An 11,316-nucleotide genomic window follows, 5' to 3' on the forward strand; every position below is an offset into this window, starting at 1 on the left:
TCATTAGTTTCGTTTAGCAAATAAGTTAAGCAACGCTTTTACGTAATCCTGATCGGTGCGGATAGATACAGAGTCTACATTGCTTTTTGTAAAGGTTTCGTTCAGCGTACCCTGACGTTGTAACCACCATTCGTTGTGTGTGCGTCGCAAGGTACGAGACGAGGTATCAATCCATTGTTCGTGTCCCGTTTCAGCATCGCGTACCTTCATTAAACCCACATCGGGAAGATCGGTGATTCGGCGGTCGTATACCTGAATGGCGACAATATCATGCTTGCGGTTGGCAATAGTCAATGCATTGCGGAAGTCCTTTTCATCAATAAAGTCACTCAGCATAAAGGTAGTGCAACGTTTCTTTATTACATTGGTCAGATATTCCACTGCCATTTTGATATCTGTACGCTTACTTTCGGGCTTAAAGTCAAGCAGTTCGCGGATGATATACAGAATATGTTTGCGTCCTTTCTTGGGTGGAATGAACTTTTCAATCCGATCCGAAAAGAAAATGACGCCAATTTTATCGTTGTTCTGAATAGCGGAGAATGCTAGAGTGGCGGCAATCTCGGTTACCATATCCTTCTTCATCTGTTTCACCGTACCGAAATCCAAGCTATTCGAAACGTCAATCAGGAGCATGACCGTCAATTCGCGTTCCTCTTCAAACACTTTTACAAAGGGCTTGTTATAGCGTGCGGTCACGTTCCAATCTATATCTCTAACATCGTCACCATACTGATACTCACGCACTTCCGAGAATGACATACCTTTACCCTTGAATGCAGAGTGATACTGCCCGGCAAAGATATTATTCGAAAGTCCGCGTGTCTTGATTTCAATCTGGCGAACCCGTTTTAATAAATCACTTGTTTCCATACTGTTCGTACTAAGTTATTTGTTTTCAAGTGCATCGGATTTTCCCTTTCTCATCATGGAAATAGGATGATATACCGATGCCTTTATCATTCCACTATTATGAAATGATAAACTTTTACTGTTGTTCCGAGCTTTTCTTCGGCTTGTTAATCTTCTTTTCCGCAGGAAATCTGCTGTATGATGTTTATCTCCGCAGATGCAATGCTTGCAAACACGGTTATATCCACAAAAAAGTACTTGATATCCTGCAGAAATCTTATTCTTTAAGGCACTTCCACCTTGTTCAGAATCTTGCTGATGATTTCGTCAGAAGTCATGTTGCTGGCTTCTGCCTCGTAAGTCAGACCGATACGGTGGCGAAGTACGTCATGGGCAACAGCGCGCACATCTTCGGGAATGACATAGCCGCGACGCTTGATGAACGCATAACTGCGTGCAGCTAAAGCCAAATTGATGGAAGCACGAGGTGAACCACCAAAACCAATCATATCTTTCAGTTCTTTCAAATCATACTTTTCAGGATAGCGGGTTGCGAATACGATATCGGCAATGTATTGCTCAATCTTTTCGTCCAAGTATACTTGCCGAACGACTTTGCGAGCTTCCATAATATCTTCCGACTTCAAAATGGGGCGGACTTCAATCTTTTCGCCACTGATGTTTTGACGGATAATTTTCTTTTCTTCTTCCAGTTTCGGATAGTCTATAATGACTTTCAGCATAAAGCGGTCTACTTGTGCTTCAGGCAATGGGTAAGTACCTTCCTGTTCAATCGGGTTTTGGGTAGCCATTACAAGAAATGGTTCGGGCAACAGGAATGTTTCCTTACTCAGTGTAACCTGACGTTCCTGCATAGCTTCCAGCAAAGCACTTTGCACTTTGGCCGGAGCACGGTTGATTTCATCTGCCAATACGAAGTTGGCGAATATCGGTCCTTTCTTAGCGATGAATCTCTCATCTTTCTGACTATAAATCATGGTACCGATAACGTCGGCCGGGAGTAAGTCCGGTGTAAACTGGATTCGGCTGTACTTGGCATCTATCAATGATGCAAGAGTCTTGATTGCTAAGGTCTTTGCCAGACCCGGAACACCTTCCAACAGGATGTGACCATCGGACAACAAACCGATAAGTAAAGATTCTACCAAATGTTTTTGACCTACGATAACCTGATCCATACCGGTCATCAAGTTGGTTACAAACGCACTTTGTCTTTCAATTCGTTCGTTTAGTTCGCGAATATCAATTGCTTCAGCCATAATTTTGTTATTTAGTTATTTCTTTTTTAAATCATTATAACGGCCTTGCGACGGCCTTGTTCGATTAACGCAGCCAAAATTACGGTAATTAATTAACTGAGGCAACTAATTTTTATTAAAAAAGTAAAGCGCATCTCTACTTTTTAAAGGATATTGGGCTAAAGAATTTTAAAATGAAAATTAGCGGTGGTTTATTACTTCTTTGGAGTCAATTCCGGGATGCGTAATGTTGTTCCGATGGGGACTCTGTCAGCATCTTTGATTACGTTTTTGTTATGCTTTACAATGTATGGCCACAACTTCTTTGTTCCATAAAATTTCAGTGCTAATTTTATGAGACTTTCTCCTTCTTGAAGGGTATAATTGGTCATGGTGCCCACAATGTCATACTCTACAGTGTCCGCCAGTGTCACTTTGGCTATCTCTTGATTGACGGCTGACTTTACGGAGGAATGGCTTTCCGGTTTTGTCGGTTGCTGCTGCAAAGGAGTCTCTGCCGGTTGTGGTTGAACCGGTTCTTTTGTCTGCAAGTCACTTACCGAAGCGGTATCCTGCTGCCGGAGACTGACGGAGTCGTTTGGCACTTCTTTTACAGTAGGTGGTAGTGTTGTAGTAACGGATTTCTTTACCGGCTGTTTATTTGATGATGATTGCATGAACCAATAAATACCGCCGGCAATGCAAAGGACAAGAATAATTGCAATAATGATTCCCCATGGGCTTTTCTTCTTCTCCTCTTTCAACGGTTTTTCAGGAGTTTTCAACGAGTCCTCCGGAACTGTTACCAATTGTGGTTCCGAAGCAACAGCCTCAGACACTGTGATTGTTTCCGACACTGTTTTCTCTTCTTGAAGCGCTTCTACTACAGCTTCTGCAATGTTGACAGGTTCTTCTTCCGAAGTTTTTTCTACTGCTTTCGGAGCTTCTTCCGCCAAAGGGTTTTCCTCTGTCGGTTGTTGCTCTTCCACCACTTTACTTGTTTCATCCGCCGCTATTGTTTTTTCCGGTTCGGCAACATCGGTTACCGGTTGAATATCAACCCCATTGTCGGATACACTGGTGATAGTGTGGGCATCGTCGTCTTTTGGAACTTCAGGGGTGGAGATGACTTCCTCCGCACTCTCCTCTCCATCGTTTTCTCCTTCAAATTCTGTTTCCGTATCTTCCAGTTGGGTATTCTCATTCAGGATAACCGTTTCAAAATGTGCGAACGGTTTATTAATCAAATCCTTCATGGTAGTATCGGGAGTAAACGATATTTTGTTGTGCCCCTGTATTTGAAAGCGTTCACCTGTATTTACATTAACGCTTTCGCGGCTTTCTACTTCTGTTAGTTTAAAAGTACCTAATCCCTTGACTTTTACATACTTTTCAGAAGCCAATGCTTCTTCGATAAGGTCAAAAACTCCTTTAACAAAGGCTTCGGCATCCTTTTTGCTCATGCCGTGTTTCTCTGCCAAAAGTTCGATAATATCTTGTATGGTTATTTTGTCACTCATAGTATGTCAATTGTATGTCTTAAGGGGGTATTTATTTAAACTTTTCTTTTAATATCGCACTCGGTTTATATGTCAATACCAATTTGGGAGGTATCAACATACGTTGTTGCGTAGCAGGATTAATAGAAATGCGTTCTAACTTTTTTCTTACCTCGAAAGTACCAAATCCCTGAATTGCAACTGTATTTCCATCTTGCAACTGTTGGGTCATGATACTTATCACTGAGGATACCAATTGAGTTGTATCTTTGTTGGTATATACAAATCTACGCGAAAGTTCGGATATAAATTCTTTATTATTCAAGGCTTTAGCTTATTAATTTGGCTGCTATATTAATAAAAAAACAAACATTCTCCAAACTTTTCGGAGGAAATTACTTATAAAATGCTACCATATAGGTCGAAATCATCAGCATCTGTAATTCGGACGTTATAGAACTCGCCTGTATTCAAATGTTTTCCATCTGCTTTAATTAAAACTTCAGGATCTACTTCAGGTGAATCAAACTGTGTACGGCCTATGTAATACTCTCCTTCCTGACGGTCGATGATTACTTTGAATTCTTTCCCTATTTTTGCAGCACTCAGCTCACCGGCAATTTCCTGTTGAATAGCCATCAACTCATCCAATCGTTGCTGCTTTACCTCATGCGAAATAGAATCCACATATTCTTGAGCAGCGTATGTACCTTCTTCTTCCGAATAAGCAAAGGCTCCCATACGGTCAAATCGTACTTTTCTGATGAATTCCTTCAATTCTTCAAAATCTTCCTCACTCTCACCCGGATGTCCTACCATTAATGTGGTGCGTAAATGGATACCCGGTACTTCTTTACGGAATTTCTCGATTAAATCGTATGTTTCTGCTTTTGTCACATGGCGGCGCATTTTGCTTAACATATTATCGCTGATGTGTTGCAGAGCAATATCCATGTACTTGCAAACATTATCGTGTTCGCGCATCACCTTGAACAGTTCTTCAGGGAAGTGTGCCGGATAAGCGTAGTGTAAGCGAATCCATTCCACCCCCGGAACATTGGCAATTCTTTCGATGAGTTCGGGCAATTTCTGACTTTTGTATAAATCTATGCCATAATAGGTTAATTCTTGTGCTATAATCTGAAATTCCTTTACCCCTTCAGAAACAAGCAATTTCACTTCATCGATGATTTCTTCCATCGGGCGTGAGATGTGTCGGCCTGTAATAATGGGGATAGCGCAATATGAACACTTCCTGTCGCAGCCTTCCGATATTTTTAAATAAGCATAATGATGAGGAGTGGTCAGTGTACGCTCAATGGCGAATTCCGATTTATAGGCTTTGCCTAAGTCAGCAAGTAGTTCATTCCAATTGAACTTACCATAAAACTTGTCCACTTGAGGAATTTCTAACTCCAACTCTTGCAAGTATCTTTCGGATAGACACCCCATTACATAGAGCTTCTTCAGTCTTCCCTCCTCTTTAGCCTGACAGAATTCCAATATCATGTTGATGGATTCTTCTTTAGCATCCCCAATGAAGCCGCAAGTATTGATAACTGCAATTTCTCCTTGGGGATTTTCGGCGTCATGAGTTGCTTTGTAACCGTTTGCTTCCAGCTGACGCATCAGCTTTTCCGAGTCTACTAAGTTTTTGGAACACCCTAAGGTGATAATATCTATTGTGTTACGTTTCATTTATTTTTCTGTCTCTCCAAATAGTGAGTCTACAAATTCTTTTTTGCGGAATACTTGCATGTCTTCGATACCTTCTCCCAATCCGATGTATTTTACAGGAATCTTAAATTGGTCTGAAATGCCGATGACTACACCACCTTTTGCTGTTCCGTCAAGTTTAGTAATAGCCATAGCGGTAACTTCGGTTGCAAGAGTAAACTGCTTGGCTTGTTCAAAGGCATTTTGTCCTGTAGAGCCATCCAGTACCAGCAATACTTCATGGGGAGCATCGGGTACTACTTTTTTCATTACATTCTTGATTTTAGTCAACTCATTCATCAAGTTGACTTTGTTGTGCAGACGGCCGGCAGTATCAATGATGACAACATCTGCGTTGTTGGCAACAGCCGAACTCAGGGTATCAAAAGCAACAGAGGCAGGGTCTGAGCCCATCTTCTGTTTGATAACGGGCACTCCAACACGTTCCCCCCAAATATCCAACTGCTCTACGGCAGCGGCACGGAACGTATCGGCAGCTCCAAGATAAACAGATTTACCTGCTTTCTTAAATTGGTAGGCCAATTTTCCAATAGTGGTCGTTTTACCTACTCCATTTACACCTACTACCATTATGACATAAGGTTTCTTGCCTGCGGGGACTGTGAATTCTTCTGAATCCACCGTATTATTTTCAGTCAGCAAAGCAGCGATTTCTTCACGAAGGATATTGTTCAGTTCTTGCGTGTTGACATATTTATCCTTTGCCACTCTGTCTTCTATACGCTTGATGATATTCAGAGTAGTTTCCACACCTACATCGGAAGTAATGAGTACTTCTTCCAGATTATCCAATACTTCATCGTCTACTTTTGATTTACCGGCCACGGCGCGGGCTATCTTACTAAATACACTTTCTTTGGTTTTGGACAATCCTTTGTCTAAAGTTTCCTTCTTTTCTTTCGAGAAAAAATTAAAAAATCCCATATTGGAGTTTGATTTATCTGTTTATGCTACAAAGATATAACTAATCTCTTACACGGACAAAAAAAAGCGTCAGAAGATTGGTTATAATGTGCGATAATGATAACGGTTATGCATAAAAAAAGTTCCTTTCACATTGTGTGAAAGGAACTTTTTGCCAATCGGAGTGATTGGATTATTTCTTGAAAAAGTCTTGAACTTTTTCGTTAGGTACCATTTGTTCATCGAAGATGTATGCTCCAGTCTTCGGAGATTTAACCATCTTGATAACCTTAGTGTAAGAACGTCCTTCTTTACCTGTCTGAAGGGTTGCGACTGTTTTCTTTGCCATGGGTTATAATTATTTAATTTCTTTGTGTACTGTTACTCTTTTCAAAATAGGATTGTACTTCTTAAGTTCCAATCTTTCAGTGGTATTTTTTCTATTCTTTGTTGTAATGTAACGAGAAGTTCCCGGCATACCACTATCCTTCATTTCTGTGCATTCAAGGATTACCTGTACTCTATTACCTTTAGCCTTCTTTGCCATAGTCTATCTCTCCTTTTTAATTAACCAATAATTTTGATGCTTTTCCAATCACAATAGCCTTTGGTAACCGCTTCATTCAGCGCTGCATCCAGGCCTTTTTTATTAATCACACGTAAGCCGTTAGCACAGATATTCAGGCTAATCCAGCAATCTTGTTCTACATAGTAGAATTTCTTAGTAAACAAGTTCACATCAAAAGTTCTTTTGGTTCTTCTCTTAGAGTGTGAAACATTGTTGCCAATCATGGCTTTCTTTCCGGTAATTTGACAAATCTTCGACATTGCTATCTTATTTTTATAGTTTTTTTCAATACTTGTTTCAAACGGAGTGCAAAATAAGCACTTTTATTTGTATAAAACAAGGTTTTTGGCAAATAATTCTGCATTTATTGCTCATTTTCTTCGTTTTGGAACAATTTTCGGAGTAATTGCAATGCATTTTGGGTGGCATTTGCAATATTTTTGTTTCTTCCTTCGTCCCCTTCGATTTTGAGCGTAATTACTTTGTCTTTACATCCGGCGGCAATCCAAATGGTGCCAACCGGTTTGTCGGGAGTACCCCCTGTCGGGCCGGCAATACCTGAAGTGGCAATTGCGCAGTCGGAATTCATCGATTTCATCGCGCCTTTTACCATTTCGACAACGGTTTCTTCGCTTACTGCTCCATAAGTCTCTAATGTTTCATGGCTCACACCTAATAAATTCTCTTTTACTTCGTTGGAATAGGCAATAATTCCACCTTTGAAAAAGTGTGATGTTCCGGCTACGGCTGTAATTGCGGCTGCCACATTTCCTGCCGTGCAGCTCTCGGCGGTAGCGAGTGTCAGGTTCTCTTTCCAAAACAATTCGCTAATCTCTTTACTTAAAAATTTACCTTCTACTGACATTTCGAAAAACTGTTTTTTGATAAATATTAAATTGTTACCCGTGAATATGCGGGTTTGTCAATGGTGCAAAAATCTTTGTCCAAATACTTATAATAACCGGTAATGGCAATCATTGCTGCATTATCGGTTGTGTAACTGAACTTTGGAATATATATTTTCCATCCATATTTGGCGGCGTGTTCATGGAATGAATTGCGCAAGCCGTTGTTGGCTGATACTCCTCCGGCTACAGCTACTTCGTTTATCTTGTGTGCTTTGGCTACTTTCCTCAGTTTGTCCATCAGAATATCCACAACGGTTGCTTCCAGTGAAGCTGCCAAATCATTCTTATGATGTTCGATAAAGTCAGGATCTTCTTTCAACCAATCGCGCAAGGAGTAGAGGAAAGAAGTTTTTAGTCCGCTAAAGCTGTAGTTGTAATCAGGAATATGCGGTTTGCTGAATGTAAATGCTTTCGGGTTTCCTTGGCGGGCCAGTTTGTCAATGATGGGACCACCGGGATAGCCCAGCCCCATTACTTTAGAGCATTTGTCAATAGCTTCTCCGGCTGCATCATCAATGGTTTGCCCCAACACTTCCATGTCATTATAGGCTTTTACCAAAATAATCTGTGAATTGCCGCCCGATACTAAGAGACATAAAAATGGGAATTTAGGCTGGTTCGTATCTTCTTCTGTTTCTTTAATGAAATGAGCTAACACATGGGCTTGCAGATGGTTAACATCAATCATTGGGATGTTTAAGGAACGGGCAAACCCTTTGGCAAAAGAGACCCCGACCAATAAGGAGCCCATTAATCCGGGGCCACGCGTGAAAGCCACTGCACTTAGGTCTTCTTTAGTGACTCCTGCCCTTTTCAAAGCTTCATGCACTACAGGTACAATATTTTGTTGATGTGCGCGTGATGCCAATTCCGGAACAACACCGCCATACGCCTCGTGGACAGCCTGGCTGGACACGACATTCGACAACAAGACACCGTTTTTGATTACAGCAGCAGAAGTGTCGTCGCAAGAAGATTCTATACCTAATATAATTGTATCCATAATCTATATACCTTATTATATATTAATGTGTAAGGATTTCAAGTCCGTTTTCCGTCATAAGGAATGTATGTTCCCATTGCGCAGAAGGAAGTTCATCTTCAGTCACTACTGTCCATCCATCCTCTTCGTCTATAAATACTTCCCAAGTTCCGGTGTTAATCATGGGTTCAATAGTAAAGACCATGCCTGGCACCAATAACATGCCTGTCCCCTTCTTTCCGAAGTGTTCTACATCCGGTTCTTCGTGAAACTCCACTCCCACACCGTGTCCACAGAGGTCACGTACTACGGAAAAACCATTCTTTTTGGCATGTTTCTCAATAGCATGACCTATATCGCCTACAAATCCAAAAGGTTTGGCTGCTTCCATACCGATTTCCAAACACTCTTTGGCTACTTGCACTAATTTTTCTTTTTTAGGGGTGGTCTTTCCGATAATAAACATACGTGAGGCATCGGCATAATAACCATCCAAAATAGTGGTACAGTCTACATTTATAATGTCTCCTTCTTCCAAAATATCAAATTCACTGGGGATACCATGGCATACCACTTCATTAATGGAGGTGCAGCAGCTTTTTGGAAAACCTTCATAACCTAATGTAGCGGGAATACCACCGTGTGATATGGTGTAATCATACACCAACTTATCAATTTCGAGAGTGCTCATACCGGCATGGATTTCTTTTTCCACTAAATCCAGGACTCCGGTATTAATGATTCCGCTTCGGCGTATACCTTCTATTTGTTCAGGGGTTTTGATTAGTTCCCTTGTGGGAACCAAATGTCCTTTATCCTGATAATAAAGAACCTTCTTATCTAAGTCTGTGAGTTCCACACCTTTAGGAACTCTCCAGTTTACTTTATTTCTTTTCATTTATTTTGTTTGTAATCCAGTAAATGCTTACTATTGACTGGCAAAGATAATATTTATTTGTTTATTATATAACAGTCTATGAAATAAAAGTTTAATTCATTTCGAAAAGATATGTGGAAATGGGGCCATCTGAATAAGAAGAAAGGCGTATGCCTAGCATTCCACCACCCGATACACATTCCCCTTGGCAGTATGCACCCGCTCGCCCAACTGGGGCAGGATGCGGCTCAGGCTGTAGGCCGTCATGCCCCTCATGGCTGAAGGATGTGCGGACTTCATCCGCTCGAACAACTGAGTTGCGGAAAGGGTCAGCACCTCCTGCGGATGGTCCTCTTCCGTGGCAAAGCGGAAACAGAGGCGGAACACCTCCTCTTCGGGTACATGCTTGTAGAACAATGCGTTGTGTTGCTGTATGGCTTGTTCCTCTTCCTTGTTAAACCAGCTGCGTTCACCGGACAGAAGCTCCGCCTTGAGTTGGGCGTACAGTTGCTCATGCTCTATGGGGGTGGTGCAGTCTATGGCGTGCTCCAGACTGACACAGAGAAAACGTCGCGAGCCGGTGCGGTCCACCAACAAGTCTTCCCGGTTACTGGTGCCGATGAACGAGGCGATGCGGGGAAGTGCCGAAGCACTGCGTTTGTAGGCCTTGCGAATATTCAGTGCGGAAGCCTGCATCAGATTCTTCAGCAGGGGCATTTTGGACGCACCCAACTTGTCGAATTCATCCAGATTAATCAGGCCGTAGGCAGCTAACCTGGCTTCGGCGGATGCCGGGGAACTGAGGTCGTAACTCTCTGTATAATAGGCTTTCAGCGCATCGGGCATCAACAGGCGGCAGAACGTACTTTTCCCCAGTCCCTGACGACTGCTCACCAGCAGGGGTGCCACGCTGTTGGCGCGGTTGGTATCCGGCCGGAACTGCATCCATTGGGCGGAGAGTCCCAGCATCCAGCGGTGGAAACCGTTCACCCATACCGGGTCATCAGACACCCTGCGGGCGAGTGCCGACACCCGGTCGGTGCCGTCCCATTCGGGAAGCTGCTCAAAGTAGGCGGTAAAGGGATGGTATTCGCTGATGCGGCGCGAGCGCACAAAGCGTTGGATGTCCCTGTCCCAGCAGTCTATGCCCGCTTCGATGGCTTCCAGACTGAGCGAGTTCATCCACCGTTCGTCCACTTTGGCGTAGCGCAAGTGGTCATCGGGAATATTGTGTTCCACGCCCGCTACCTCGGTCTCTTCGGTCAGCACGTTGAATCGGAAGTGGTAGCGGGAGGTAAGGAAAGCGGTCACTTCCTGCATCAAGGAGCGTGATTTCGCCTTCTTAACAGTTTCTTCCGGAGATATTGGCGCGGCTTCCTTTTCAGTGTCTTTCAAGGATTTCAGTTCAGCCTCCTTTCGGATGTCTTCCAAAGATATCACTCCGATTTTATTTTCAATATATTTCGAGGACTTCACTCTGAGTTCCTTTCGGATATCTTCCAAAGATGTTGGTTCGACTTCCTTTTTAATGTCTTTCGAGCCTACAGTATTCATGACCTTTCGAACGCTTCCCGGTCGCACGGAATCTTCCTCCGTTTCTTCTGTTAAGTCTGCCGGACATCCGGAAAAGACGTCTCTGCTTTCCAACAAATTTCCCTTGCCGTTTTCAGCAAGAAGAACCTGTGACTTGTCCACTTCCTTCACTCCGTCCTCATCGGAAACGATGTAGTG

At 42.6% G+C, this 11,316-nt stretch carries 13 protein-coding genes; all 13 read right to left on the reverse strand.

From position 1 onward, the window contains the following. Positions 1–3: 3 nt before the first annotated feature. The 13 genes from IR173_RS09410 to IR173_RS09470 all read right to left on the reverse strand — a co-directional run bounded on the left by IR173_RS09410 (position 4) and on the right by IR173_RS09470 (position 11,310). Positions 4–873: a DUF58 domain-containing protein gene (locus tag IR173_RS09410; protein WP_237039386.1), complete on the reverse strand. Its 870-nt coding sequence runs from the start codon at positions 871–873 to the stop codon at positions 4–6. A 263-nt stretch (positions 874–1,136) separates the two neighbouring features. Then, a complete protein-coding gene (locus IR173_RS09415) occupies positions 1,137–2,132 on the reverse strand; it encodes an AAA family ATPase (RefSeq protein ID WP_237039387.1) in 996 nt (331 codons plus the stop codon). A 194-nt stretch (positions 2,133–2,326) separates the two neighbouring features. Continuing rightward, entirely contained in the window at positions 2,327–3,631 is a 1,305-nt protein-coding gene (locus IR173_RS09420) for an HU family DNA-binding protein (protein ID WP_237039388.1), read from the reverse strand. A 31-nt stretch (positions 3,632–3,662) separates the two neighbouring features. Beyond that, the gene (locus IR173_RS09425) at positions 3,663–3,935 is read right to left on the reverse strand and encodes an HU family DNA-binding protein (protein WP_005938697.1); all 273 of its coding nucleotides are present in this window, start codon (positions 3,933–3,935) and stop codon (positions 3,663–3,665) included. A 74-nt stretch (positions 3,936–4,009) separates the two neighbouring features. After that, a complete protein-coding gene (gene rimO / locus IR173_RS09430; protein ID WP_237039389.1) occupies positions 4,010–5,308 on the reverse strand; it encodes a 30S ribosomal protein S12 methylthiotransferase RimO in 1,299 nt (432 codons plus the stop codon). Beyond that, positions 5,309–6,271 carry a signal recognition particle-docking protein FtsY gene (gene ftsY / locus IR173_RS09435; RefSeq protein WP_237039390.1) on the reverse strand — a complete coding sequence of 321 codons (963 nt, stop codon included), beginning with the start codon at positions 6,269–6,271 and terminating at the stop codon, positions 5,309–5,311. Between the two features lie 172 nt (positions 6,272–6,443). Then, on the reverse strand, positions 6,444–6,599 hold the full coding sequence (locus IR173_RS09440) for a DUF4295 domain-containing protein (protein WP_005841293.1): 156 nt from the start codon (positions 6,597–6,599) through the stop codon (positions 6,444–6,446). Positions 6,600–6,608: 9 nt separating this feature from the next. Next, positions 6,609–6,797, reverse strand: a complete 189-nt coding sequence (gene rpmG / locus IR173_RS09445; protein ID WP_005841291.1) for a 50S ribosomal protein L33 — start codon at positions 6,795–6,797, stop codon at positions 6,609–6,611. 20 nt (positions 6,798–6,817) lie between these two features. Then, entirely contained in the window at positions 6,818–7,078 is a 261-nt protein-coding gene (gene rpmB, locus IR173_RS09450) for a 50S ribosomal protein L28 (protein WP_005841284.1), read from the reverse strand. Positions 7,079–7,182: 104 nt separating this feature from the next. After that, positions 7,183–7,683: a CinA family protein gene (locus IR173_RS09455; RefSeq protein ID WP_237039391.1), complete on the reverse strand. Its 501-nt coding sequence runs from the start codon at positions 7,681–7,683 to the stop codon at positions 7,183–7,185. A gap of 26 nt (positions 7,684–7,709) precedes the next feature. Then, positions 7,710–8,729, reverse strand: coding sequence for a tRNA (adenosine(37)-N6)-threonylcarbamoyltransferase complex transferase subunit TsaD (tsaD, locus tag IR173_RS09460; RefSeq protein WP_237039392.1), 1,020 nt, complete (start codon positions 8,727–8,729; stop codon positions 7,710–7,712). 22 nt (positions 8,730–8,751) lie between these two features. Beyond that, positions 8,752–9,606: a type I methionyl aminopeptidase gene (gene map / locus IR173_RS09465; protein ID WP_237039393.1), complete on the reverse strand. Its 855-nt coding sequence runs from the start codon at positions 9,604–9,606 to the stop codon at positions 8,752–8,754. 153 nt (positions 9,607–9,759) lie between these two features. Continuing rightward, entirely contained in the window at positions 9,760–11,310 is a 1,551-nt protein-coding gene (locus IR173_RS09470; RefSeq protein WP_449580136.1) for a VapE domain-containing protein, read from the reverse strand. Positions 11,311–11,316 lie beyond the last annotated feature (6 nt).

The organism is Phocaeicola faecalis, assembly GCF_021730445.1.
Taxonomy (GTDB): Bacteria; Bacteroidota; Bacteroidia; order Bacteroidales; family Bacteroidaceae; genus Phocaeicola; species Phocaeicola faecalis.